Below are 24,676 nucleotides of genomic sequence, written 5' to 3' on the forward strand. Positions count from 1 at the left end.
CTGAAGCGGTCGTCAGCGGGCGGGTGGCGACGCGGATGCCGCGGCCCGCGCGGCATCCGGCAGCGCCGCCAGGATCCGCTCGATCACGGCATCGTCGTGGGCTGCCGTGAGGAACCACGCCTCGAACACACTCGGCGGCAGCGATATCCCCGCCGCGAGCATCGCGTGGAAGAACGGCGGATAGCGCCACGCCTCCTGCGCGCGGGCGTCGTCGTAGTCGCGCACGGGGTCCGCGCGGAACGCGAGCGAGAAGAGGCTGCCCGCGTGCGAGACGACGTGGGCGACGCCTTCGGCGGCCAGTGCCTCGCCGAGCGCCGTCGAGACCGTGCGAGCGGCACCGTCGACACGGTCGTAGACGTCGGCATCCGCGAGACGCAGCGTCTCGAGGCCCGCCGCGACGGCGAGCGGATTGCCGCTCAGGGTGCCCGCCTGGTAGACGGGGCCGAGCGGCGCGAGCAGCTCCATCAGGTCGGTGCGGCCGCCGATCGCCGCCAGCGGCATCCCCCCGCCGATGACCTTGCCGAAGGTCACGATGTCGGGGCGCCACTGCTCGCCCGCGGCGCGCTCCAGCCCCCACCAGCCGGCCGGTCCGACGCGGAAGCCCGTGAGCACTTCGTCGAGGATCAGCAGCGCGCCGTTCGCGTGCGCCGTCTCGCTGAGGAACGCGTTGAAGCCGGTCTCGGGCGCGAGGATGCCGGCGTTGGCCCCGGCCGCCTCGGTGATGATCGCCGCGATGCGACCCGGGTGCGCCGCGAACGCCGCGTCGATCGCGGCACGGTCGTTGTAGGGCAGCACGAGCGTGAGCGCCGCGACGTCGGCCGGCACTCCCGCCGAGCCCGGCAGCCCGAGCGTCGCGACACCGGAGCCGGATTCGGCCAGCAGTCCGTCGGAGTGCCCGTGGTAGTGCCCCGCGAACTTGATGATGACGTCGCGTCCGGTCGCGCCGCGCGCGATGCGGATCGCGGTCATGGTCGCCTCGGTGCCCGTCGAGACCAGCCGCAGGCGGTCGATGCCGCGCACGCCGTCGACGCGCAGCCGGTCGATGACGAGCTCGGCCAGCTCCGTCTCGGCCGGTGTCGAGGCACCGAACGACAGGCCTCGGGATGCCGCCTCCTGCACGGCGGCGACGACCCGGGGGTGCGCGTGGCCGAGCAGCGCGGGGCCCCACGACGCGACGAGGTCGACGTAGTCGCGGCCGGCGACGTCGCGCACGGTGGCCCCGTTCGCGCGAACGATCGACAGGGGCGTGCCGCCCACCGAGCCGAAGGCGCGCACGGGCGAGTTCACGCCACCGGGGATGACGGCCCGTGCCCGGATTGCGGCGTCGTCGTTCGTCGTCATGCGCAGAGCCTCTCGGCGGCCTCGATGGCCCAATAGGTCAGGACGGCGTCGGCACCGGCGCGCACGATCCCGACGAGCGATTCGTCGATCGCGCGGGCGCGGTCGATCCAGCCGTGGGCGGCTGCCGCCTCGATCATGGCGTACTCCCCCGACACCTGGTACGCCCAGACGGGCACGGGTGCCGATGCCGCCGTTTCGGCCAGCACGTCGAGATAGCTCATGGCGGGCTTGACCATGACGATGTCGGCGCCTTCGGCGATGTCGAGATCGACTTCGCGCAGCCCCTCGCGGCGGTTCGCGGGGTCGAGCTGGTAGGTGCGGCGGTCCCCCACGAGCGTGGACTGCACCGCTTCGCGGAAGGGCCCGTAGAACGCCGAGGCGTACTTCGCGGCGTACGCGAGGATCGCCGTCTCGTCGTGGCCGGCGCCGTCGAGCACGGCACGCACCGCAGCGACCTGGCCGTCCATCATGCCGGACAGCCCCAGCAGTCGCGATCCGGCGCCGGCCTGCGCGAGAGCCATGTCGCGGTACCGCTCGAGGGTCTCGTCATTGTCGACGCGGCCGTTGTCATCCAGCACGCCGCAGTGGCCGTGGTCGGTGAACTCGTCGAGGCACAGGTCCGTCTGCACGACCAGCGTGTCGCCGACCTCGGCGGCGGCGACGCGCGTGGCAACGTTGAGGATACCGTCGTCGTCGGTCGCCCCCGAACCGACGGCGTCCTTGTGCTCGGGCACGCCGAAGAGCATGATCCCGCCGATGCCCGCCGTCGCGGCGCGGTGCAGTTCGCGCTTCAGCGAGTCGAGCGAATGCTGCACGACGCCGGGCATCGAGCTGATCGGCACGGGCTCGCTCGCTCCTTCCCGCACGAAGAGCGGCAGCACGAGCTGTGCGGGGCTCACGCGGGCCTCTTGCACGAGCCGGCGCCAGGCCGCATTCGCGCGCAGTCGGCGCGGGCGGACGGAGGGGAAAGCGCTCATCGGGGGTCCTCGTAGAGACGGGCACGCAGGGGCGCCAGTTCGGCGGCTCCCGCGGCGAGCAGTTCATCGGCGACGCGGTGGGCGATCTCGAGCGCCGTGACGTCGCCGATGTAGGCGGCGTGCGAACTCGTGAGCTGATCCCCGCCGTCGGGTCGGTAGACCCGCGCCGAGAGGAACAGCATCCCGTCCTCGACGAACGCGTGGGCACCGACGGGAGCCGCGCACCCCGCTTCGAGCCTGGCCAGCACGCCCCGCTCCGCTTCGGCCGCGACGCGTGACGGACGGTGGTCGACCCGCGCCGCGAGACGCTCGTCGCCCGCGCGGGTCTCGACCGCGAGCGCCCCCTGTGCGGGGGCCGTGGGCCAGCCGTCGAGGTCGAACAGCTCGGTCACGACCCCGAGCCGATCGAGCCGCCCGAGACCCGCCGCGGCGAGCACGACGGCGTCGAGATCGGTGCCGACCCGGCCCAGGCGCGTGTCGATGTTGCCGCGGATGTCGATGAGGTCGAGGTCGGGTCGGCGCCTCGCGAGCTGCGCGCGGCGGCGGGGCGACCCCGTGCCGATCCTCGCCCCCTCGGGCAGGGTGTCCAGCGTCAGGGCGTCGCGGGCGCACAGTGCGTCGCGTGCATCCGCCCGCTTCGGCACCGCGGCGATCGACAGTCCCTCGAGAGGGCTCGTGGGAAGGTCCTTGAACGAGTGCACGACGGCATCGATCTCGCCGGCCAGGAGCGCCTCGCGCAGCGCGGCCGCGAAGACGCCCGTGCCGCCCAGGGCCGACAGCGACGCCGTGGACCGGTCACCCTCGGACACGATCGGCACGAGCTCGCCGCCGAGGGCATCGGCGACGGTCGCGGCTTGGGTCATCGCGAGGGCGCTCGCGCGCGTGCCGATCCGCAGCACGCTCATGGCGACGTCGCCCCGGTCACGCGAGCACCTCACCCAGCTCATCGGGTGTGATGAGGCGACCCGTGAAGAACGGCACCTCTTCGCGCACGTGACGGCGCGCTTCGGTGAACCGCAGGTGCCGCATGAGGTCGACGAGCTCGATGGGATCGTCGGCTTCGAGGCCGAGCAGCCACTCGTAGTCGCCCAGCGCGAAGCTCGCGACGGTGTTCGACTGCACGCCCGGGTACTCGCGGCCCTTGCGGCCGTGGTCGGCGAGCATCGCGCCGCGCTCGGCGGGCGGCAGCAGGTACCACTCGTAGCTGCGCACGAACGGGTACACCGTCAGCCACCCCTTGGGCGGCAGGCCGCGCGCGTAGGCGGGTGAGTGGTCGCGGCTGAACTCGGCGTCGCGGTGCACGCCGAGCGCGTTCCACGTCGGCAGCAGCGGCGAGAGCTCGAGCGAGCGGCGCAGCGTGCGCAGGTCGGCCTGCAGACCGTCGGCGGTGTCGCCGGTGAGCCACAGCATCACATCGGCGTCGGCGCGCAGGCCCGAGACGTCGTAGACGCCGCGCAGGCTGGGTACGCCCGCCGAGATCTCGGCGAAGCCGGAGCCCGTGGCGGGTGCGGGGTGCGGGTCGCGGCGGAACACCGCCCACAGCGTGTAGAACGTCGTCGGATCGGTGCCTTCGTTCGCAGAACTCACCCGTCCATCCTCCTCCTTTTCCGACCGGGTGCGACCCGTCACGTCGACGTCGTCATCGCCGCGGCCGTCCGCTCGGCGTGCGCGACGACGCCGGCAAGGCCCGTGCCGGCGACGCCCTCTCCCACCGAGACGATGTCGTCGCGGTACGGCTGCACGCCGCGTTCCCAGGCCTGCACGGCAGCATCCGTCACCGTCTGGACCGGCGCGCCGAGCAGCTTCTGCGCGTCGGCGACGGCGCACGCGACAGCGTCGCCGGCGAGGTCTCCGTCATAGGACAGCCGCACGGCGTGCCGAGCTCCGAGCGCGTCGGCTGCCCACCTCCACTTCGCGGTGATGTGGGTCAGGGCCCGTGCCCCCACACCCGGCGCGTCGGCGGCCACGAGCAGTCCCGTGCCGCGCGGTGCGGCATCCCAGGCCGGAGCGTCCACGACGAGCGTGACGAGCGTGAGTCGCCGCCGCTGACCGGGTGCCGAGAAGGCGCGCACGGCGGTGCCGTCGAGGCGTTCCCCGTCGACGACGACGCCACGGGCATCGAGCGCGGTGACGTCGACGCCCGTGCGCACGTCGACGCCGAGCCGGTCCGCGTCGGCGGCGAGGGCCGTGACGAGGCGGTGCATCCCGCCGCGCAGGCCCCCGACCTGCGTGCCGGCCGGCGCCTGAGCGCGCAGCGCCTGCACGGCCGCCGCGAGCGATCCGCGGGCCGCGAGCTCGGCGCGCAGCCGGGGCGACACCGCATCGACGGGCAGGGCGTCGGGCTCCCTCGAGTGCACGCCGCGCACGACGGGGGCGACGAGCCCGTCGACGACGCGGGACCCCATGCGGGCACGCACGAGCGCGCCGAGGGATGCCGCATCCCGGCCGATCCGCGCGGGCAGGGCCCGATCGAGCGCAGCCCGCCAGGCCCCGAGTCGTCCGATCGCGCGGACGACGTCGTGCGCGAGCGGTGTGCCCGGAATGCCCAGCACGCCGGCGACCGGCAGCGGCACGGCGGTCCCGTCGGCGCGGTGCAGCCACGCGGGCGCGGGAGTGGGCGACACGACCTCGAGGCCGAGCTCGCCGGCCAGCGCCGCGACGGCACCGCCGCGCGTCGCGAACGATTCGGCGGCGGCGTCCAGTATCACTCCGGCGAGCGGCAGCGGCTGCACCTGCCCGCCGAGCCGGTCGGCGCGCTCCAGCAGCACGACGTTCCGGCCCGCGAGGGCCAGACGGCGCGCGGCGACGAGGCCCGCGACGCCGCCCCCGACGACGATGACGTCAGAGCTCATGCACCAGGTCGACGATGCGCGTCAGCACGGTGGGGTCGGTCTCGGGCGGCACGCCGTGGCCGAGGTTGACGATGTGCGCCGGAGCCGCCGAGCCGCGCTCGACGACGTCGCGCACGTGACGCTCCACGATCTTCCAGGGCGCCGTGAGCAGGGCGGGGTCGATGTTGCCCTGCAGCGGCATCGTGCCGCCCAGGCGCCGGTTCGCGACGTCGAGCGGCAGGCGCCAGTCGATGCCGATGACGTCGGCTCCGACCGCCGGCGTCGCGTCGAGTGCCTCCGAGAGACCGAGGCCGAAGTGGATGCGCGGCACGTCGAGCCCGCGCAGCCAGTCCATCGTGCGGCGCGAATGCGGCATCGCGCGGCGCACGTAGTCGTCGCGCGAGAGCGACCCCGCCCACGAGTCGAAGAGCTGCACGACGCTCGCCCCGGCGAGCACCTGTGCGCGCAGGAAGGCCCCCGTCACATCGGCGCACCAGTTCAGCAGCGTCGCCCACGTGTGCGGGTCGCTGCGCATGAGCGCGCGCGTGCGCAGCTGGTCCTTCGACGGTCCGCCCTCGATGAGGTAGCTCGCGACGGTGTACGGCGCTCCGCCGAAGCCGATGAGCGGGGTCTCGCCGAGCTCGGCGACCGTGCGCGCGACGGCCTCCGAGATCGGCGCGAGCGCGTCGGGTTCGAGCGGACGCAGCGCCAGGACATCGGATGCGGAGCGCACGGGGTTCGCGATCACGGGGCCGCGTCCGGGCACGATGCTGACGTCGACGCCGGCGAGCAGGACGGGAACGACGATGTCGCTGAAGAAGACGGCGGCGTCGACGCCGTGGCGCCGGACGGGCTGCAGCGTGATCTCGGAGGCGAGCGCCGGAGTGAGGCACGACTGGAGCATCTCGGTGCCGGCCCGCAGCTCGCGGTACTCCGGCAGCGAGCGGCCCGCCTGACGCATGAACCACACCGGCAGGGTCTCGGGCCGGTCGCCGCGTGCGGCGCGGACGAGCCGGGCCTCGCTCGTCCTGCCGTCGCGCAGGGGGTGGGTGTCGGGAAGGACTGTCACATCGGAGAGCACACAGCCAGGCTACGACCTCGCGCCGTTACAATCTCCGGGTGCTGTTCTGTCTGACGGCGAATCACCGCAACACCGAGTTCGAGGTCCTGGACCGCATCTCGCGTGTCGCCGAGGCGACCGCCGCCGACCTCACCGACGCGCACGACTTCGTGCGCGGAGCGGTCGTGCTCGCGACGTGCAACCGGTTCGAGACGTATCTCGAGATTGACGAGCCCCTCACGGGCGCCGTCGCCGTCGCGCGCGAGGCCGTGCTCGATCAGCTGGCGCTGCCCGACGCCGACATCTCCGCGCTGCGTGCGTCGGCGGTGACCGTCGCGGGCGACGACGTCGTGCGCCACCTCTTCTCGGTGAGCTCGGGCTTGGAGTCGATGGTCGTCGGCGAAGGCGAGATCAGCGGTCAGGTGCAGCGCGCGCTCGCGGCCGCACGCCGCGGCGGCACGGCGAGTCCGGCCCTCGAGCGCGTCTTCCAGCGTGCCGCGCACGCGACCCGCGCCGTCCGCGCGCGGGCCGATGTCGCCGCGGGCGGCCGCTCCCTCGCCCGGCTCGCGCTCGAACTGGCCGACACGCGCGTGTCCGATTGGCAGAGCACGCCGGTCCTCATCGTCGGCACCGGCCAGTACGCCGCGACGACGATCGCCGCCCTGCGTGCCCGCGGAGCCGCCGACGTTCGCGTGTATTCCGCGACCGGTCGCGCCGAGCAGTTCGCCGCACGCTACGGCATCCGCGCCGAGCACGATCTGCGCACGGCGATCGGCGGCGCCCGCATCGTCCTCACCTGCACGACGCGCTACACGGTCGTCGCCGACGACGTGCCCACGGGCGCCCCGCGCCTCATCATCGACCTCGGCCTGCCGCGCAACGTCGATGCCGCCGTCACCGACCTCGACGGGGTCGAACTGCTCGACCTCGAGCTGCTGGGCCGGCACGCCGCGCTTCCCGAACTCGGCGCGGGTGCGCACGAGATCGTCGGGTCGGCAGCGGCCGCCTTCACGGCCGAAGCGGCGGCGGCTCCCGCCGTCGTCGCGGTGCGCTCGCACATCCAGGCCGCCCTCGACGACGAGCTCGCCCGGGTCGCCGCCCGGGGCGGCGACCCCGCCACCGAGGCGGCGCTGCGTCACCTCGCCGGGGTCATCTCGCACACCCCGTCGGTGCGCGCCCGCGAGTACGCCGAACAAGGACGCCTCGACGAGTACGAGCGCGCGCTCGGGATCGTCTTCGGCATCGACGTGCCCGCCCAGGCCCGATGCCCGCGCGGGCTCGAAGCGATCTGACCGTCGTCGCACCGGCATCCCACCGGCACCAGGCGAGCACCGACAACACACCGGCGCCCCCGACGGAGAGTCGAGGGCGCCGGTGTGACGTGTCACGCGGCGGTGGACCTCCGGACACGGATCAGAAGGATCGTCGCCCCGGCCAGCAGCGCCAGGCCCGCGAGCCCCGCGACCCACGGCGTGCCGAGCGAACCGGTGAGCGGCAGCTCTCCGCGCACGAGGGTCACCTCATCCTCCTCACCGCACGCGCCCTTCGCCAGCACGACGGGTCCGTCGGCGCCTTCGGGCGTGTGCTGCAGGGTCGCGACCCAGAGCTGGCGTCCTTCCTTGCTCGCCGTGAGGGCGGGCGAGGCGAAGACGCCCGAGCCGACGATCGAGGTGCGACCCGTGTCGACGAGGGTCTCGGCCGTGCAGGTCGGCGCCTGATTGTGCGCGTTGTGGAACACCTCGAAGACGATCTCGGCCGCCACGTCGTCGCCGAGTCCCTCGACGAACGCCTCGTCGCGGTAGGTGTCGCCGATCCCGACCGACGGCGTCGCCTGCGTGCGCAGCGACGGCTCGCTCACGACCGTCGTCTCGTGCGCCAGGCCGCACTCGCCCTCATCGAGCACGATCGGGTCGTCCTCGGCGTCCGCACGCCACCACAGGTACTCGACGCTGTAGTGCGTGCCCGCTTCGGTGACACGGATGCCGGGCGAGGTGTACTCCCCCGCCTGCGTGATGACGATGGGCCGGTTGCTCGTGTCCCCCACGAGGGAATCCGCCGTGCAGGACTCGATCGGGGCGACCCCGTCGACAGCGCGGTACAGCTCGAACGTGACGTACGTCTCACCGTCGGCCGGCACCAGTCCGTCGACGATCGCGACATCGTGCACGAGACCGGCGTAGCCGATCGTCTCGGGCGCGAGCGAGCCGATCGTCGGCACGGGGGCCGAGGTCATCTCGCTCTCGATGCCGCACTCGCTGACCATGATCTCCCGTCCCTCGACGTCGTCGGCGCGGTGCTGCCACGCGTAGTCGCCGAACGCCGGCACGACCGGTGCCGTGAACGTGTAGCGTCCGACGGCGTCGATGTGCAGCGTCTCGCTCTGCCAGACGAGGTTCGCCGCCTCGCACGCGCCGAATGCCTCGACATCTTCGGGAACGCGGTACAGCGCCGTCGAGATCTCGGCACCGCCGGCGGGCAGCACGTCGGCGACGATGACGGTGTCCAGGGCCGTGCCGCCCTTCTGCGCCGTCGGCTGCGCCTGCGACGTGATGTTCGGCACCATCGTCATCTGGGTCTTCTCTCCGAACAGCTCGTGCCGCTCGTAGGTCGGCCCGTGCTGCAGGTAGGCGATCGTCTGCGCGGACTGGTCGGCACCGACGATGCTCCACACCGCGGTGTAGTGGCCCGGACCGGGCAGCTCCCACTCCGACTCGACGCGATACGGCTGCGACGGGCCGATCGCGGGGTCGGTCACGACCGTGAGACCGCCCACATCCACCGCGTCTTCGGGGATCGCCGTCGTGGGCGAGGTGGGCTGAGTGGACGTCTTGTAGACGCGGGCCGTCGCCGTGATGGTGGCGAACGCGCCGCCCGCCAGGCGCGGCCACTCGTTGAGCGACGTGCCGAAGGTGACGTGGTCGACGAACGTGCCACCGGGTGCGTAGACCTGCTCGACCTGCGTCGTGATGTGCGGCGCGAAGATCACCGTGCGACCGACCGTGTCGCTGCCGGTGACGCGGAATGTTCCCGCGCCGCCGGGGCCGACGGCGGCCTGCTGGCCCGGCGTCGTCCACAGGTGCAGCGCCGGGGCGTATCCCGACCCGAAGGTGCCCGAGCCCGAGATCCGGTACGCGGCGCCGTCGTGCGTCGGCGGAACGCCGCGCACGGGGTAGGCGACGCCCTGCCGCATGCCGGCGAGCGAGCCGCTGCCGGTCGAGACGAAGGTGCCGTTCGTGAGCGAGACTGTTCCCGTCGCCGACGTTCCCACCATCGTGACCGTACCGGCGTAGTTGTTGGCGGCGTCGGTCGTGAAGACGAGGGTGCCCGAGCCGTTCACGGCCCCGGCGGTGACGTTCGCGACGGCCGCGAGCAGCTGCTGCGCACGGGCTTGGATCGCGCCGACGGTCGCCGAGCCGACGAGTCCGACGAGCTTGTAGTTGATGTACCCGTTGAGGTCGTGCGTGCCGTTCCAGCCGCTGGAGCTGTAGGTCGCACCCGGGTTCGCGAGGTGCTTGACGACGAACGAGACCGCCGAGGCGTTCACGTTGTCCCAGCTCTGCCCGTACTGCGTGACGATCGTGTTGATCTTCGCCGCGGCGTCGCCGCTGATGGTCGCCGCCCCGAACGGGCTGTCCGAGATGATCGATGAGTGGATGCCGGCGGAGCTCGTCGCCCCGGTGGGGTTGGCGGCGCCGGGCACGATGCAGTAGATGAGGCTCCCGTCGGGGGCGACGAAAGCGCCCTCCCAGCCGATCTGGCTGCTCGGCCACGTGCCGAAGCCGGGCCCCTGTGAGGCCGCCGACGCGCTCTGCACGCCGACGACCGCGCCGGTCGCGACGATCGCCGTCGCGAGGATGGTCGCGACCAGCCGCACGGCTCGGCGCGTGAACGTGCGCCGTGCACGCAGCATCCGCCGGGTGACGGTCGTGACGTCGGCTCGATCGCGAGCCGCTTTCCGGATGGACATGATTCTTCCCTTCGTTCGTTTCAGAACGACGGTAGGAATCCGTTCCGGCGCGAGCTCGCGAGCGAGCCCTCATGCCGTGCCGCAGCGGTGATTGTGCGTGCTCGGTGGCCGGATTGCCGTGCTCCGATCAGGCACCGAGGCTCAGCCGGCGCGCAGCCGGGCGGGGTCGGTCGTGGGAAGGCGGCACGCGAAATCGCGGCAGTCGTAGGCGGTCGCGCGGTCGTCGACCGCGGCCTTGTCGGCGAACAGTGCGAACCCCGCGCGCGCCCAGGCGGCGGCCTGTTCGGCGGTGACGACCGCGACGACGTCGGCGTCGAGGCCGTGCGCGGCGCGCGCGAGCGGGTCGCCCGCGTCGCCGATGACGACGACCTGTCGCGGCGGTCCCGCGAGAAGCGCCGCCACCCGCAGGAGTGCGCCGTGCGCGAGCGGCTGGGCGAGCGCGGCGGCGGTGTGACGGGCGATCAGCCGCTCGGCGGCGAGCCGCGACGCGTCGCCGGCGCCGAGCAGCCAGAGCTGCGTGGCCGCGTCGGCGAGCGCAGCCACGCCCGAAGGCTCGTCGCCGTCCGATGCCGCGTCCGGGGCGCCGACACCCTGCGCCGCGAGGACGGGATCACCGCCGCCGGGGACCGTCGCCTCGTCGCCGACGAGACACGCCTCGACGAGCCCACGGGCCCGCACGGCCGCGGCCGGGTCACCCGTCGCGACGGCGAGTGCGACCAGGCCGGTCGCGAGCTGGCCGTAGTCGGCGAGCGTCGCGACCGCCTGGGACGGGATCTCGTCGAGTGACGCCCGCACGAGCGTTCCGTCGGGGCGGGTGTTCGCGCCGAGCACGGCATCCGCCGCCCACGCGGCCGCCGAGATCCACTCGTGCTCGCCGAAGCGGGCGCCGGCGCGGGCGAGGGCGCCGATCGCGAGGCCGTTCCATCCCGTCACGATCTTGCCGTCGACCAGCGGCGGCTCGAGGCCCGCGCGGTCGTCGCGCCGGTAGTACCCGCCTTCGCTGCGAGCACCGTCGATCCACGATTCGGAGTCCTGCGCCGCGCCGAACCCTCCCGACGGCTGCTGCAGCACGCCCGTGAGGAAGGCGACGATGCCCCGCGCCGTGCGCTCGTCGCCGGTGTCGCGGGCGATGTCGAGCAGCAGTGCGTTGTCGGTCAGCATCCGCTCGTAGTGCGGCACGGTCCAATCGCGCCGGGTGGCGTACCGGAAGAAGCCGCCCTCGACCGGGTCGCGCAGCGGTGAATCCGCCATGGTCCGAAGCGCCCGGTGCGCGACGGCGGCCGCCGCGGGCTCGGTCGTGCGCACGAGCCGGCTGAGCAGGAAGCCCAGCCCCGTCGCGACGGGGAATTTGGGTGCTCCCGCGTCGCCGCTCCAGAATCCGGCGTGCTCGGGGTCCTCCCGCGTCGCGAGGGCGCGCGCCGCGGCGCGCAGCCCTGCGGCATCGGGAAGCGCGCCGGTGCGGTCGTGGGCGTTCGCCCGGACGTCGGAGAGAGCGTCGAGGATCGCCTCGGCCGTGCCGTCGACCTGACCACGACGCTCCGTCCACGCTTCTCGCACGGCCGCGAGCACCTGACGGAACGCGGGCAGGCCGCCGCGCGGCTCGGGCGGGAAGTAGGTCCCGGCGAAGAACGGGCGCCCCTCGGGCGTCGTGAAGACCGTGAGCGGCCAGCCGAGGCTCGGGGTGAACGCCGCCGCGGCGGCCATGTATGCGGCGTCGACTTCGGGATGCTCCTCCCTGTCGACCTTGATCGCGACGAACCCCGCGTCGAGGTCGGCCGCGGTGGCGGCATCCGCGAAGGACTCCCGTGCCATGACGTGGCACCAATGACAGGTCGAGTAGCCGATCGACACGAGAACGGGCACGTCGCGCCGTCGCGCCTCAGAGAACGCCGCCTCTCCCCACGCGTGCCACGCGACCGGGTTGTCGGCGTGGGCACGCAGATAGGGGCTCGTCGAGAGCGAGAGGCGCTCGTTCATGTCAGGGCCCGGGTGTGGTCAATTCAGGTCGTTCGGGTGGGTTCCGACGCGACCCGTGCCGTCACCCGGGTCGAGCGCGTCGATCGCCGCCATCTGGGCGTCGGAGAGGGCGAAGTCGAAGATCCGGAAGTTCTCGCGCAGCCGGTCGGGGTTGACCGACTTCGGAAAGACGATGTTCCCCTTCTGGATGTGCCAGCGCAGCACGACCTGCGCGGGCGTGCGCCCGTGCGCCGCGGCGGCGTCGTGCACGGCAGGAGTGCCGAACAGGTCGTACTTGCCCTGTCCGAGCGGGCCCCACGCCTCGATGCGGATGCCCCGCTCGGCGCACCACGCGACGACATCGCGCTGCTGGTAGGCGGGATGCAGCTCGATCTGGTTGACGGCGGGCAGCTTCTGCGTCGCGTCGACGACGCGCTCGAGGTGCTCGACGAGGAAGTTCGACACGCCGATCGAGCGCACGGGTCCCGTGTCGCCGAGGGCCGCGAGCTTCGTCCAGGCGTTCACGAACTGGTCATTGGCGGGCGCGGGCCAGTGCACGAGATACAGGTCGACATAGTCGAGGCCCAGCTTCGCGAGGCTCTCGTCGAGCGCGGCGCGCGGGTCGTCGCCGGCCTGCCGGTCGTTCCACAGCTTCGTCGTGATGAACAGCTCGTCGCGCGGGATGCCGCTCCGCGCGATCGCGGCTCCGACGCCCTCTTCGTTGCGGTAGATCGCGGCGGTGTCGATGTGGCGATATCCGAGCGACAGCGCCTCGGTGACGACCTTCTCGGTCTCCGCGGGCGGCACCTTGAAGACGCCGTAGCCGAACTGCGGGATGTCGTGCCCCGAGTTGAGCGCGATGCGCGGCACGTCGGCGAGGTGCTCCGCCGTGACATCGGCGCGGTGATCTGCGTGGTGGTCTGCCATGCGAACAGCCTACGACCGGGGTGCGCCCGGCCGCCGTGCGATCTGCAGGATCCGGTGCCACAGATCTCGCCCGGAAGCCCCGTGGCAGCACTCCCGGGAACCCGTCCTCCTGCGGATCGCCCGCGTACGCCCGCCGAAGCGGCCCGCGGCAGATACGATCGAGGGCTGTGTCCGCGCCAGAACCTGTCATCTCGTACCCGCCGGAGCTGCCCGTCAGCGCCGCGCGGGACGACATCGCGCGCGCCATCCGCGACCATCAGGTCGTCATCGTCGCCGGCGCGACGGGATCGGGAAAGACGACGCAGCTGCCGAAGATCTGCCTCGAGCTGGGTCGCACGCGCATCGCGCACACGCAGCCGCGCCGGATCGCGGCGCGCACGATCGCCGAGCGCGTGGCCGAAGAGCTCCAGGTGCCGCTGGGCACGACGGTGGGCTACAAGGTGCGCTTCACCGACAAGGTCACCGACGACACCCGCGTCGCCGTCATGACCGACGGCATCCTGCTCAACGAGATCCACCGCGACCGGCTGCTGCGCCGCTACGACACGATCATCATCGACGAGGCGCACGAGCGCTCGCTCAACGTCGACTTCCTGATCGGGTACCTCACGCGCATCCTGCCGAAGCGCCCCGACCTCAAGGTCGTCATCACGAGCGCGACGATCGACCCCGAGAGCTTCGCGAGGCACTTCGCGGGCCCTTCGACAGGCTCAGGAACCGGCACAGGCTCGGGAACCGCTGCTCGGCCTGCGCCCGTCATCGAGGTGTCGGGACGCACGCACCCCGTCGAGATCCGCTACCGCGCGCCCTCCGACGCGGATGCCGGCGCCGAGCGCGACGACGTCGACGGCATCACGGCCGCCCTGCGGGAGCTCGACCGGGAACCCGCCGGCGACGTTCTGGTCTTCCTGCCGGGCGAGGCCGAGATCCGCGATGCGATGGATGCCGTCCGCGGCATGTATGCGAAGGATGCCGCGCCGACCGAGGTCCTGCCGCTCTACGGGCGCCTCTCGGCAGCCGAGCAGCACCGCGTCTTCGAGCGATCGCGCGTCGCGGGCGTGCGGCGTCGCGTCATCCTGGCGACGAACGTCGCCGAGACGAGCCTCACGGTTCCGGGCATCCGTTACGTCATCGACACGGGGACCGCCCGCATCTCGCGGTACAGCAACCGCACGAAGATCCAGCAGCTGCCGATCGAGCCGATCTCGCAGGCGTCGGCCCAGCAGCGCTCGGGTCGCGCCGGGCGCACGGCGCCGGGCATCGCGATCCGGCTCTACTCCGAAGACGACTTCGCGACGCGCGACGAGTTCACCGAGCCCGAGATCCTGCGCACGAGCCTCGCGTCGGTCATCCTGCAGATGCTCGCCCTCGGGTTCGGCGACATCGAGCGGTTCCCCTTCCTCACCCCGCCCGACTCGCGCGGGGTGAAGGCGGCCGTCGACCTGCTCACGGAGCTGGGGGCGGTCGACCCTTCGGCAAGCTCAGGGACCGGTGGCCGCTCCGGGACCGGGGGGCGTACGGAGACCGGGGGGCGTGCAGGGACCGGTGGACGTGCAGGGACCGGTGGACGTGCAGGGACCGGGGGGCGTACGGAGACCGGGCGGCTCACCGAGATCGGGCGCGAGCTCGCTCGGCTGCCGATCGATCCCCGATTCGCCCGCATGATCGTCGAGTCCCGCCGGACCGGCGTCCTGCCCGACGTCCTCGCGATCGTCGCGGGACTGTCGATCCCCGACGTCCGCGAGCGACCGGAGGAACGCCGCGAAGAGGCCGACCGCCTGCACGCCCGGTTCACCGATCCGACGAGCGACTTCATCTCACTGCTCAACCTGTGGAACCACCTGCTCGACAAGCAGCGCGAATTGGGCTCGAGTGCCTTCCGGCGCATGTGCCGCGCCGAGCACCTGAACTACGTGCGCGTACGCGAATGGGTGGATGTGCACCGGCAGCTCACAGCCCTGCTCGGCCGGTCGAAGCGCGACCGCGCCTCGGCGAGCGATGCATCCTCCGCCGGTGATGCGGATGCCCTGCACAAGGCCATCCTCTCCGGACTGCTCTCGCACATCGGCATCCTCGACGAACGCGCGACGGGCCGGAACGACGCCGGATCGAAGGGCGCGAAGGGCAAGAGCCTCGCTCCGGCGACCTATCTCGGCGCGCGCGGAACGCGGTTCTCGATCTTCCCGGGGTCGGGCCTCAAGAAGAAGCGACCCGGCGCCGTCATGGCCGGCGAGCTCGTCGAGACGAGCCGACTGTTCGCCCGCACCGTCGCGGCGATCGACCCCGCGTGGGCCGAGCCGCTGGCGGGCGACCTCGCGAAGCGGCAGCTGAGCGAACCGCACTGGTCGAAGGCATCGGGCGCGGCATCCGCCTACGAGAAGGTGACGCTCTTCGGCGTCGAGATCATCCCCCGTCGCCGCGTGCAGCTCGCCCGGTTCGACCGTCCCCTCGCGCGCGAGTTGTTCGTGCGCCACGCGCTCGTCGAAGGCGAGTGGGATTCGTCGCACATCGACAAGCGGCTGACGGCGTTCGAGCGGCGCAATCTCGAGCTGCGCCGGCGGCTCGAGAAGATCGAGGAGCGCGAGCGCCGCCGCGACATCCTCGTGGGCGACGAGGCCGTCTACCGCTTCTACGACGCGCGCATCCCCCGCGATGTGTTCGACGCGCGCTCATTCGAGGCCTGGTGGCGGGATGCCGCGACCACGACGCCGCGCCTGCTCGACATGGCCGAGGCCGATCTCATCGACGACGCGTCCCGCGGCGACGAACGCGACTTCCCCGCGCGCTGGCGCCAGGGCGATCAGGTGCTCTCGCTCGCCTACCGTTTCGAGCCGGGTGCGCCCGACGACGGCGTCACGGTGATCGTTCCCCTCGCGCTTCTCGCGCAGCTGCGGCCCGACGGCTTCGACTGGCAGGTGCCGGGCCTGCGCGACGAGCTGGTCACGGCGCTGCTGCGCGCGCTCCCGAAGACGATCCGGCGCCACGTCGTGCCCGCCGCCGACTGGGCCGCTCGCTTCGCCGAAGAGCTCCCGGGCCTCGGCCCCGAGGCGCACGACGGGCTGCCCCCGACCTCGCTTCTCGACGCGCTCGCGACGCGCATCCAGCGGGTCGCGAATCAGCCCGTCACCGCCGCCGATTTCGACCTGGAGCGGGTGCCGTCGCATCTGCTCGTGTCGTTCCGCGCCGTCGACGAGCGCGGGCGCCCGGCCGGATCGGCGCGAGACCTGGGCGACCTGCAGCGGCAGCTCTCCGACCGCGCGCGCACGGCCGTCTCCCGTTCGCTGACGCCGAGGAAGGACACGAGGGCTCCTGGCCCGGCCGCCCCGCCGACCGCGGCCGCCTCCCCCGGCGTCACGGAGCGCTCCGGCATCACCGACTGGGACGTCGGCGACCTGGCCGACGTCGTCGACACGAAGGTCGCCGGCGGTGTTGTGCGGGGCTATCCCGCGCTCGTCGACGAGGGGGCGAGCGTCGCGCTGCGCATCGAGGCGACCCCCGAGGCTGCGGCCGCCGCGACGCGCGCGGGCGTGCGCCGGCTCGTGCTGCTGACGGCGCCCTCCCCCGCGGCCTATGTGCTGGAGCACCTCACCTCGGCCGAGAAGCTCGCGCTCGCGGCATCCCCCTATCCGTCGGCGAAGGCGCTCATCGAGGATGCGCGCGTCGCGCTGGCCGATGCCGTCATCGCGCGCACCGTGCCGGGCGGCGTCGTACGCACGCGGGCCGCGTTCGAGACCGTGCGCGATGCGTTCTCGCGGGTCGTCGTCGACGAGCTCTTCCAGGCGGTGTCGCTCGTCGCCCGCATCCTGACGGCCGTGCGCGAGGTCGAGCGCGCCGTGCGCGAGCAGAACTCGCTGACCCTCCTCGCAGCGCTCAACGACGTCAAGGCGCAGCTTGCCGGACTCGTCTTCCCCGGCTTCGTCGCGCGCACGGGTCTCGACCGCCTGGGACACCTCCCGCGCTACGTACGCGGCGCCCTCGAGCGCGTCAGGAGCCTCGCCGACAGCCCGGGGCGCGACCGTCAGCGGCAGAACGAGTTCGAACGCGCCGCCGCGCTGTATGCCGAAGCGGGCGGCACGATTCCGCCCGCCCCCGACGAGGCCGCCTCGCTCACGCGCGTGCGCTGGCTGCTGGAGGAGTATCGCGTGAGCCTCTTCGCCCAGGCGCTCGGCACAGCGGAGCAGGTCTCGCTCCAGCGCATCCAGAAGGCGCTGCGGGAATAGCGGGTCGCGGCGGGCGGGTTGTCCCGGGCATGGCACACGCGATCGTCTACACCGAGTTCGGCGGACCCGAGGTCCTGCATCAGATCGACATCGACGCGCCCGCCCCCGGGCCGGGCGATGTGACGGTGCGGGTCGAGGCCGCGGGCATCAACCCGATCGATGCGAAGCTGCGGTCGGGACGGCGCGCGTCGGCGCCGCTCGACGGACCGCGGCGCGTCGGTGCCGACGGCGCCGGGGTCGTGACGGCGGTGGGTACCGACGTCGATGGCCTGCGCGTGGGCGACGCCGTCGTCTTCTCGGGCGTCTCGGGCGCCTACGCCACCGAGATCACCGTCCCCGCCGCCCGCGTCGTACCGCGGCCCGGCTCGGTGAGCGCCGAGCTCGGGGCCGCCCTCGGCATTCCGGCCGGAACGGCCTACCAGTCGGTGCGCTCGCTCGCGGTCGGCCCGCGCGACACGCTGCTCGTGCACGGCGGCTCCGGCTCGGTGGGCCAATCGGCGATCCAGTTCGCCGTGCTCGCCGGCGCGACCGTCGTGGCGACGTCGTCCGAGCGCCGTTTCGACCGCGTGCGCGCGCTCGGCGCGCTCCCCGTCGCGTACGGCGACGGACTCGTCGAGCGCATCCGCGCCGTGGCCCCGGACGGGATCACGGTCGCCCTCGACGCCGCCGGCACCGACGAGGCGCTGCACGCGTCGCTCGAACTCGTCGCCGACCGCGAACGCATCGCGACGATCGTTCGAGGGGCGGATGCCGCGGGCCTGGGCATCCGCGCATTCTCGGGCGGCAGCCCCCAAGCCCTCACACCGCAGCAGCAGGCGTGGCGTGCCGAGGCCGTGCCCGTCGCACTCGCCCTGCTCGCCGCGGATCGCTTCTCGGTCGAGCTGGGCCCGTCGTTCCCGCTGCGCGATGCCGCCGACGCCCAGCGCGCCGTCGAGGCCGGCACCGACGGCAAGGTGACGCTCCGGCCGTGACTCCCTCGACCTCGGGCCCGCAACCCCGCCCCGCGTCGACCGCACCCCGCAACGCCGCCCCGCATTGACCGCGAGACTGCAACGGCGCGCCGAGACTGCGGGTGATACCCACGGTTTCGGCGCCCCGTTGCAGTCTCGCGGGTTGGGGGTGGGGGTCGGTACGCTCGACAGATGACTGCACTGCGCTGGGGCATCCTGGGGCCCGGCGGCATCGCCCGCGCGTTCGCCCGCGATCTGCACACGGCCGACCTCGACCTCGTCGCTGTCGGGTCGCGCCGGCTCGACAACGCCCGCGCGTTCGCCGACGAGTTGGGGGTTCCGCGCGCGCACGGGTCGTACGATGCGCTCGTCGCCGATCCCGACGTCGACATCGTCTACATCGCGACGCCGCATCCCTTCCATGCGGAACAGGCGATCCTCGCGCTCGAAGCGGGCAAGCACGTGCTGGTCGAGAAGCCCTTCACGATCAATGCCGCCGAAGCCGCCCGCGTGCGCGACACCGCCCGCTCCATGGGACTGCTCGCCATGGAAGCGATGTGGACCCGCTACCTGCCGCATATGGCTCGCATCCGCGAGCTGCTCGCCGAGGGCGCCGTCGGCACGGTCCGCGCACTCACGGCCGACCACACGCAGCGCATCAGCTCCGACCCGGCCCATCGCCTCAACGCCCTCGAGCTCGGCGGTGGCGCCCTGCTCGACCTCGGGATCTACCCGGTCTCGTTCGCGTGGGATGTCCTCGGCGCACCCGCGACGATCGCCGCATCGGCGACCCTCGGCCCGACCGGCGCCGACGCCGAGATCGCGACGATCTTCACCTACCCTTCGGGAGCGATCGCGACGACACTGTCGGCGGCGCACTCGGCGGGGCCGAACACGGCGCACATCATCGGCACGGATGCCCGTATCGAGATCGACCCCGTCTGGTACAGGCCGACGTCGTTCCGTCTCCTGGGCCCCGACGGCGCTGTGCTCGAGGCGTTCGCGTCGCAGGTCGAGGGCGGGGGCATGCAGTACCAGGCTCTCGCGGCGGAGCGCTTCATCGCGCAGGGCATGACCGACAGCGACGTCCTGCCGATCGACGAGACCGTCGAGATCATGGCGAGCCTCGACGCCGTCCGTGAGATCATCGGTCTTCACTACCCCGGAGAGAACTGAACATGCCAGACCTGCTCCAGCCGCGCGTGGCCGTCTACCTCGACTTCGACAACATCGTGATGTCCTGGTACGACCGCGTGCACGGCCGCAACGCCTATTCGCGTGACCGCCAGCGCATCGCCGAAGACGCCTCGGCGCCCGAGACCGCAGAACGACTCGCTGCGGCGCGCATCGACGTCGGCGCGATCATCGACTACGCGGCATCCTTCGGGACACTCGTGCTCACGCGGGCGTACGCCGACTGGTCGGCCCCCGTCAACGCCGAGTACCGCTCGCAGCTCGTCGCTCGCGCGGTCGACCTGGTGCAGCTGTTCCCCGCCGCGGCATATGCCAAGAACGGCGCCGACATCCGCCTCGCGGTCGACACGGTCGAGGACATGTTCCGCCTGCCCGACCTGACGCACGTCGTCATCGTCGCCGGTGACTCCGACTACGTGCCGCTCGCCCAGCGCTGCAAGCGGCTCGGACGGTTCGTCGTCGGCGTCGGCGTGGCCGGATCGACCGCGAAGTCGCTCGCCGCCGCGTGCGACCAGTTCGACGCCTACGACGCCCTTCCGGGCGTGACGCCGCCCGCGACCGGCAAATCCGACGGCACGACCCGCCGCTCCCGCCAGAAGGCGAAGGACCCGGGCGCCGATCTGCTCGAACGGGCGCTGCGCCTCGAGAACGACAAAGACGACGACAAGTGGCAGCACGCGTCCGAGGTCAAGAGCCTCATCAAGCGCCTCGACCCCGCGTTCAGCGAGAAGGCGGTCGGACACAAGAGCTTCACCGACTTCGTCAAGGCCCACCCGACCGTCGCCGAGGTCGACGAGTCGTCGAACATCGTGCTCATCCGCCTGGCCGGGGATCGTCGCTAGTCGCGCTCAGCCGCCCACCTCGGCGACCCAGGCCGGGACCAGCTCGGTCGCCCGGCCCGTGCGGGCCTCGTCGAACGCCGCGGAGCCGTCACCGGGCTCGAGGTTGAGTTCGAGAGTGCGGGCGCCGGAGGCCGACGCGAGCGCGACATATCCGGCGGCCGGGTAGACCGAGCCCGACGTGCCGATCGAGACGAACAGGTCGCATGCCGTGACCGCGCGCTCGATGCGATCGAGCCCGTACGGCATTTCACCGAACCAGACGACATCGGGGCGCAGCATCCGCTCTGCGCATTCGGGGCACGGCGGCCGGTCGCTCAGATCCGCCATCCAGACCGGACGCGCGCCGCACGCGCGACACCGTGCCCGCACGAGCTCGCCGTGCATGTGCACGAGGTTCCGGGTTCCGGCCCGCTCGTGCAGGTCGTCGACATTCTGCGTCACGACGAGCAGCTCATCGCCGAGGCGCGATTCGAGCGCCGCGAGCGCGCGGTGTGCGGCGTTGGGCTCAGCCGCCAGCGCTGCCCGACGACGCGCATCGTAGAAGCGCAGCACGGTGTCGGGGTCGCGCGCGAACCCCTCGGGTGTCGCGACGTCGTCGACGTCGTACCCCTCCCACAGCCCGCCGGTGTCGCGGAAGGTCCGCAATCCGCTCTCGGCCGACACTCCGGCACCGGTCAGCGCGACGATGCGGGTCATGGCAGCAGCCCACGCAGCACGTCGATCGTGTCGGCGTCGGCGGCCGTCTTGTCGAGCCGGTACCCCTTGACCCGCGCGAACCGCAGCGCGACACCGCCGGGATACCGCGTGGAGCGCTGCACGCCGTCGATCGCGATCTCGACAACGGTCTCGGGGCGCACGAAGACGGTGTGCGCCGTGCGGCGGGTCTCGATCGACGGGAAGTGCTCGGTCTGCCAGCGCAGCAGCTGGTCGGTGAGCCCCTTGAAGGTCTTGCCGACCATGACGAACCCGCCGGGGTCACCGAACTCCCCGGCGGGATCGCGGGCGCCGAGGTGCAGGTTCGACAGCATGCCGGTGCGGCGACCCGAGCCGGCCTCGACGCCGAGGACGACGAGATCGAACGTCAGCACGGGCTTGACCTTGATCCAGGTGCGTCCGCGGCGCCCCGCCGTGTACGGCGAATCGACGGCCTTCACGACGACGCCCTCGTGGTGCGCAGCGAGGGCGTCGTCGGCGAACGCATCGGCCGCGGCGGGATCGGCGGTCACGATGCCGGGCACCTGCCACGCTCCCGCGATCCGCTCGAGCTCGCGGCGTCGTACCTCGAGCGGCTCGTCGATCAGGTCGCGCCCGTCGACGTGCAGCAGGTCGAAGAACCAGGGGCGCAGCGCGATCGCCGCGGCATCCGTGGTCTCGGAGCCGAAGCGCGCCATCGTGTCCTGGAAGGCCCGGGGACCGCCGTCTTCGTCGAGCGACAGCGTCTCGCCGTCGAGGATGAGCTGCTGCGCGGGCAGGCTGCGCACGACCTCGACGATCTCGGGCAGGCGGTGCGTCACATCGGCGAGGGTGCGCGTGAACACGCGCACGTCGTCACCGTCACGGTGCACCTGGATCCGCGCGCCGTCGAGCTTGAACTCGACCGAAGCGGCGCCGCCCAGGGTGGTGATCGCCTCGCCCGCCGTCGGCGCCGTCCCCGCGAGCATCGGCAGCACGGGACGCCCCACGACGAGACCGACCGCGTCGAGCGCGTCGGCCTGCTCGGTGAGTGCGATCCGCGCCGTCTCACCCAGATCACCCGACAGCATCGCGGCGCGGCGCACGGCGGCGACGGGACGCCCCGCCGCTTTCGCGACGGCGTCGACGAGCACCCCCTCGAGCGCGCCGGTGCGCAGCTCGCCGAGGATGACACGGGCGAGGAAGTCCCACTCCGTCGCGGTCGTGCGCGCGGCGAGCGATTCGAGGGTCGCCCGGCGCACCGCGGCAGAACCCGGCCCCTCGGCGCGTGCGAGAGCTGTCAGCGCGGCATCGACATCCGCGAGAGTGAGGGCGGGCTCGGCGGCGTGCACGACGTCGACCGCCGACAGGCTGCGCCAGCCGATCCCGAGCCGGCCCTGCCGGGGCTTGGCGACGAGGTAGCCGATCGCGATCGGAATCTCGGCCGCGTCGAGGCCGGCCAGCACGTCGGCAAGCGCGGCGACCTTGGCCAGACGCGACGACGTCGCGGCGGCGGCATCCGTCGCGCTCACGAGCCGGAACAGGAGCATTCCCGCATTCTGCCACCGGCGGCGGACACGGTATCGGCCGCCGAGCCCGACCCCCGTGCGCCCGACGAGCTCCGTCGACACGCGCACCGGACTCGCCATGAGACGACCGCGCGGCCCGCCGCCCTGCGGTCACACGCGGGCGCCGGCCGGAAGCTCACCGCCGAGCGGACCTCGTGCTCCACAGCGCCCACACCACGAGCACGGGCTGAAGCAGCAGGCGGAGGAACCGCGCCCGATCGGTGCGCAGCAGGGGCGCTGAGCGCCCCGTCCGCCACTGGTGCACGTTGCCGGGGAACACCGCGACGAAGAACGCCGCGACGATCGCACCGATGCGGGCACGTTCGCGCGGAAGCACGACCAGCGCCCCGCCGAGCGCGATCTCGACGACACCCGAGGCGACGACGATCGTGTCCTTGTCGGTGCGCAGCAGCTCGGTCGCCCACTCCGGAACGACGATGCGGTACCCGCGGCGCCCCCATGTGAGATGCGAGACGCCCGCGGCGACCAGAAGCACAGCGAGCGCCCCGCGTGCCGCGCTGCGCCAGATCACCGCACGGCCGATCGCACGTCATCGATGAACCGCACGTATTCGTCGGCCGTGTCACCGGCCGTCATGACGCGCAGCACGAGCTCGTCGGCGGCATCGCGATACCGAGGGATGCTGCCCGCCAGCGCCGTCGGTTCGATCGTCGTGTCGCGGGCGCCGATGCCGACCCGGTCGAAGTGCGAGCGGTAGACCGCATAGCCCGCGTAGGTGTCGGCCTCGGCGCGCAGCCGCCCGACCGCGGCCGGATCCGACGCCGCGCGCACATAGAGCGCGACGTGGGTGTCCGGGGCGCCGTCGTGAGCTTCGGCGCTCTGCGCCCGCGCGAGCTCCGGTGTCAGCCAGCTCAGCAGCAGACCATCGGATGCCGCGGCCCCGCGCCGTCGCATGCGCGGGCCGAGTGCACCGACGACGATGCGCGCCGACGTGCCGGCGCGCAGTTCGGCGACGGCGTCCCGCACGCGATCGACGGCGCCCGTGCGCGCCTGGCCCGAGCCGATGCCGAGCACGAGCCGGTCCTGCGGCAGCCCCGCCGCGCGCTCGAGGATCTCGCGGGGCGAGCGGCGATCGACGGGCAGCACTCCCGTGGCCAGCACGAGGCGGTCGGTCGCCTCGGCGGCTGCGGCGAGCACCGCGAGCGCATCATGGCCGGCCGTGTCGTTGACCCACAGGGCGCGCAATCCCGCGTGCTCGGCGGCGCGCGCCGTCGCAGCGGCGACGGCCGGGCCGGCCGCTGCGGCGATCCCGATCGACAGCGCGCCGGTCACGGCGTCGTCCCGACGCTGCGCGCGACGTCTCCGGCGTGCGCGTAGAAGCCCGCGAGGTCGGTCTCGCCGCCCGCGGGCAGCAGGATGACCGCGTCGACTCCCGCCGCGAAGAACTTTCGCGCGCCTTCCGCGACGTCGTCGGCAGAGCCCCACAGGACACGACCCTCCGCGGCACGATCGGGGAACTCGGCGCGAGCGCGGTCCTCGGAGCCGTTGCCGAAGGCGGCGTGCACGTACGCCGCGATCTCGTGATCGCCCGCGCGTCCCGAGGCTGCGCGCCCCTCGTGCACGGCCGCGATCCGCACCGCGAGCTCGTCGGGTGTGAAGCCGCCGACCAGCACGGTCCCGTCCGCGACCTCGCCGCTCAGCCGCAGGGTCTTGGGCCCCTCTGCGGCGGCGTAGACGGGCGGCGGCGTCGCGGGTGGCCAGTCCAGATGCACGGCGTCGAGCGCGACGTAGCGGCCCGACACCGAGACCTCGTCACCGGCGACGAGTGCGCGCACCGCCGAGACGTATTCACGCATGAGGGTGAGGGGCGACGCGACACGAGCGCCGACCTGTCCCATCCAGTCCAGCACCCCGTGCCCGAGTCCCGGCAGGAACCGCCCGGGGAACATCCGCTCGATCGTCGCGATCTCCATCGCCGTGAGGGCAGCATTCCGCAGCGGCATGGGGGCGATGCCGAGTCCGACCGTGAGCTTCTCGGTCCAGGCGAGGGCGGCGGCCGCCGTCGTGAAGCCCGTCTCGCGGAAGCAGTCCTCCCACACCCACAGTTCGGGGAGCCCTGCCGTCTCGGCTGCCTCGACCGCCGCGCGAAGCGCTTCGGGAGGATTCTGGTACGGACTGAAGATCGCGCCGATGCGTGCCATGCACCCACT

At 72.8% G+C, this 24,676-nt stretch carries 19 protein-coding genes; 5 read left to right on the forward strand and 14 right to left on the reverse strand.

Going from position 1 to position 24,676, the window contains the following annotated elements; genetic code table 11:
* Positions 1–12 precede the first annotated feature (12 nt).
* Genes hemL through hemE form a run of 6 tightly spaced genes read right to left on the reverse strand, consistent with a single transcriptional unit; the run spans position 13 to position 6,230 of the window.
* The gene (gene hemL / locus ACWIBS_RS01430; RefSeq protein ID WP_376130071.1) at positions 13–1,341 is read right to left on the reverse strand and encodes a glutamate-1-semialdehyde 2,1-aminomutase; all 1,329 of its coding nucleotides are present in this window, start codon (positions 1,339–1,341) and stop codon (positions 13–15) included.
* On the reverse strand, positions 1,338–2,318 hold the full coding sequence (gene hemB / locus ACWIBS_RS01435) for a porphobilinogen synthase (protein WP_376130074.1): 981 nt from the start codon (positions 2,316–2,318) through the stop codon (positions 1,338–1,340). The genes hemL and hemB overlap by 4 nt, the downstream gene beginning before the upstream one ends.
* Positions 2,315–3,265: a hydroxymethylbilane synthase gene (hemC, locus tag ACWIBS_RS01440; RefSeq protein ID WP_376130076.1), complete on the reverse strand. Its 951-nt coding sequence runs from the start codon at positions 3,263–3,265 to the stop codon at positions 2,315–2,317. The genes hemB and hemC overlap by 4 nt, the downstream gene beginning before the upstream one ends.
* Positions 3,240–3,905, reverse strand: coding sequence for a hydrogen peroxide-dependent heme synthase (gene hemQ, locus ACWIBS_RS01445; RefSeq protein ID WP_376130079.1), 666 nt, complete (start codon positions 3,903–3,905; stop codon positions 3,240–3,242). Before hemQ ends, hemC begins: the two co-directional genes overlap by 26 nt.
* Positions 3,906–3,943: 38 nt before the next feature.
* Complete coding sequence (locus tag ACWIBS_RS01450; RefSeq protein ID WP_376130082.1) at positions 3,944–5,170, reverse strand: protoporphyrinogen/coproporphyrinogen oxidase; 1,227 nt, start codon at positions 5,168–5,170, stop codon at positions 3,944–3,946.
* Positions 5,160–6,230 carry a uroporphyrinogen decarboxylase gene (hemE, locus tag ACWIBS_RS01455; protein WP_376130085.1) on the reverse strand — a complete coding sequence of 357 codons (1,071 nt, stop codon included), beginning with the start codon at positions 6,228–6,230 and terminating at the stop codon, positions 5,160–5,162. The genes ACWIBS_RS01450 and hemE overlap by 11 nt, the downstream gene beginning before the upstream one ends.
* Positions 6,231–6,268: 38 nt before the next feature.
* On the opposite strand from hemE, the gene ACWIBS_RS01460 reads away from it, so the two are divergent.
* Positions 6,269–7,501, forward strand: a complete 1,233-nt coding sequence (locus ACWIBS_RS01460) for a glutamyl-tRNA reductase (RefSeq protein ID WP_376130088.1) — start codon at positions 6,269–6,271, stop codon at positions 7,499–7,501.
* Between the two features lie 92 nt (positions 7,502–7,593).
* Here the strand turns inward: ACWIBS_RS01460 and ACWIBS_RS01465 are convergent, their stop codons facing one another.
* The 3 genes from ACWIBS_RS01465 to ACWIBS_RS01475 form a co-directional block, all read right to left on the reverse strand.
* On the reverse strand, positions 7,594–10,176 hold the full coding sequence (locus ACWIBS_RS01465; protein ID WP_376130091.1) for an autotransporter outer membrane beta-barrel domain-containing protein: 2,583 nt from the start codon (positions 10,174–10,176) through the stop codon (positions 7,594–7,596).
* Positions 10,177–10,317: 141 nt separating this feature from the next.
* Positions 10,318–12,153, reverse strand: coding sequence for a thioredoxin domain-containing protein (locus tag ACWIBS_RS01470; RefSeq protein ID WP_376130094.1), 1,836 nt, complete (start codon positions 12,151–12,153; stop codon positions 10,318–10,320).
* Between the two features lie 18 nt (positions 12,154–12,171).
* On the reverse strand, positions 12,172–13,059 hold the full coding sequence (locus ACWIBS_RS01475; protein ID WP_376130096.1) for an aldo/keto reductase: 888 nt from the start codon (positions 13,057–13,059) through the stop codon (positions 12,172–12,174).
* Positions 13,060–13,226: 167 nt separating this feature from the next.
* On the opposite strand from ACWIBS_RS01475, the gene hrpA reads away from it, so the two are divergent.
* The 4 genes from hrpA to ACWIBS_RS01495 all read left to right on the forward strand — a co-directional run bounded on the left by hrpA (position 13,227) and on the right by ACWIBS_RS01495 (position 20,265).
* Positions 13,227–17,279 carry an ATP-dependent RNA helicase HrpA gene (gene hrpA / locus ACWIBS_RS01480; RefSeq protein ID WP_376130099.1) on the forward strand — a complete coding sequence of 1,351 codons (4,053 nt, stop codon included), beginning with the start codon at positions 13,227–13,229 and terminating at the stop codon, positions 17,277–17,279.
* A 29-nt stretch (positions 17,280–17,308) separates the two neighbouring features.
* Complete coding sequence (locus ACWIBS_RS01485; RefSeq protein WP_376130102.1) at positions 17,309–18,250, forward strand: quinone oxidoreductase family protein; 942 nt, start codon at positions 17,309–17,311, stop codon at positions 18,248–18,250.
* A 171-nt stretch (positions 18,251–18,421) separates the two neighbouring features.
* Positions 18,422–19,405, forward strand: a complete 984-nt coding sequence (locus tag ACWIBS_RS01490; protein WP_376130104.1) for a Gfo/Idh/MocA family protein — start codon at positions 18,422–18,424, stop codon at positions 19,403–19,405.
* A 2-nt stretch (positions 19,406–19,407) separates the two neighbouring features.
* Complete coding sequence (locus tag ACWIBS_RS01495) at positions 19,408–20,265, forward strand: NYN domain-containing protein (RefSeq protein ID WP_376130107.1); 858 nt, start codon at positions 19,408–19,410, stop codon at positions 20,263–20,265.
* A gap of 6 nt (positions 20,266–20,271) precedes the next feature.
* Here ACWIBS_RS01495 and ACWIBS_RS01500 read toward each other — a convergent pair whose 3' ends face one another.
* The 5 genes from ACWIBS_RS01500 to ACWIBS_RS01520 all read right to left on the reverse strand — a co-directional run bounded on the left by ACWIBS_RS01500 (position 20,272) and on the right by ACWIBS_RS01520 (position 24,667).
* A complete protein-coding gene (locus ACWIBS_RS01500) occupies positions 20,272–20,961 on the reverse strand; it encodes an NAD-dependent deacylase (RefSeq protein ID WP_376130110.1) in 690 nt (229 codons plus the stop codon).
* Positions 20,958–22,487, reverse strand: a complete 1,530-nt coding sequence (locus ACWIBS_RS01505; protein ID WP_376130113.1) for an ATP-dependent DNA ligase — start codon at positions 22,485–22,487, stop codon at positions 20,958–20,960. Before ACWIBS_RS01505 ends, ACWIBS_RS01500 begins: the two co-directional genes overlap by 4 nt.
* Positions 22,488–22,641: 154 nt before the next feature.
* Positions 22,642–23,034, reverse strand: a complete 393-nt coding sequence (locus ACWIBS_RS01510; protein ID WP_376130121.1) for a DoxX family protein — start codon at positions 23,032–23,034, stop codon at positions 22,642–22,644.
* Positions 23,034–23,798, reverse strand: coding sequence for an LLM class flavin-dependent oxidoreductase (locus ACWIBS_RS01515; protein ID WP_376130116.1), 765 nt, complete (start codon positions 23,796–23,798; stop codon positions 23,034–23,036). The genes ACWIBS_RS01510 and ACWIBS_RS01515 overlap by 1 nt, the downstream gene beginning before the upstream one ends.
* Positions 23,795–24,667 carry an LLM class flavin-dependent oxidoreductase gene (locus tag ACWIBS_RS01520; protein ID WP_376130119.1) on the reverse strand — a complete coding sequence of 291 codons (873 nt, stop codon included), beginning with the start codon at positions 24,665–24,667 and terminating at the stop codon, positions 23,795–23,797. Before ACWIBS_RS01520 ends, ACWIBS_RS01515 begins: the two co-directional genes overlap by 4 nt.
* Positions 24,668–24,676 lie beyond the last annotated feature (9 nt).

This window comes from Microbacterium sp. NPDC055442, assembly GCF_053644215.1.

Excerpts from the sequence above, each read along its gene's own strand:
- ACWIBS_RS01470 (WP_376130094.1), bottom strand. The coding sequence starts at position 12,153 with ATGAACGAGCGCCTCTCGCTCTCGACGAGCCCCTATCTGCGTGCCCAC.
- ACWIBS_RS01485 (WP_376130102.1), top strand. The coding sequence starts at position 17,309 with ATGGCACACGCGATCGTCTACACCGAGTTCGGCGGACCCGAGGTCCTG.
- ACWIBS_RS01450 (WP_376130082.1), bottom strand. The coding sequence starts at position 5,170 with ATGAGCTCTGACGTCATCGTCGTCGGGGGCGGCGTCGCGGGCCTCGTC.
- ACWIBS_RS01490 (WP_376130104.1), top strand. The coding sequence starts at position 18,422 with ATGACTGCACTGCGCTGGGGCATCCTGGGGCCCGGCGGCATCGCCCGC.
- ACWIBS_RS01520 (WP_376130119.1), bottom strand. The coding sequence starts at position 24,667 with ATGGCACGCATCGGCGCGATCTTCAGTCCGTACCAGAATCCTCCCGAA.
- ACWIBS_RS01475 (WP_376130096.1), bottom strand. The coding sequence starts at position 13,059 with ATGGCAGACCACCACGCAGATCACCGCGCCGATGTCACGGCGGAGCAC.
- ACWIBS_RS01505 (WP_376130113.1), bottom strand. The coding sequence starts at position 22,487 with ATGCTCCTGTTCCGGCTCGTGAGCGCGACGGATGCCGCCGCCGCGACG.
- ACWIBS_RS01495 (WP_376130107.1), top strand. The coding sequence starts at position 19,408 with ATGCCAGACCTGCTCCAGCCGCGCGTGGCCGTCTACCTCGACTTCGAC.
- hemC (WP_376130076.1), bottom strand. The coding sequence starts at position 3,265 with ATGAGCTGGGTGAGGTGCTCGCGTGACCGGGGCGACGTCGCCATGAGC.
- hemL (WP_376130071.1), bottom strand. The coding sequence starts at position 1,341 with ATGACGACGAACGACGACGCCGCAATCCGGGCACGGGCCGTCATCCCC.
- hemB (WP_376130074.1), bottom strand. The coding sequence starts at position 2,318 with ATGAGCGCTTTCCCCTCCGTCCGCCCGCGCCGACTGCGCGCGAATGCG.
- ACWIBS_RS01500 (WP_376130110.1), bottom strand. The coding sequence starts at position 20,961 with ATGACCCGCATCGTCGCGCTGACCGGTGCCGGAGTGTCGGCCGAGAGC.
- ACWIBS_RS01465 (WP_376130091.1), bottom strand. The coding sequence starts at position 10,176 with ATGTCCATCCGGAAAGCGGCTCGCGATCGAGCCGACGTCACGACCGTC.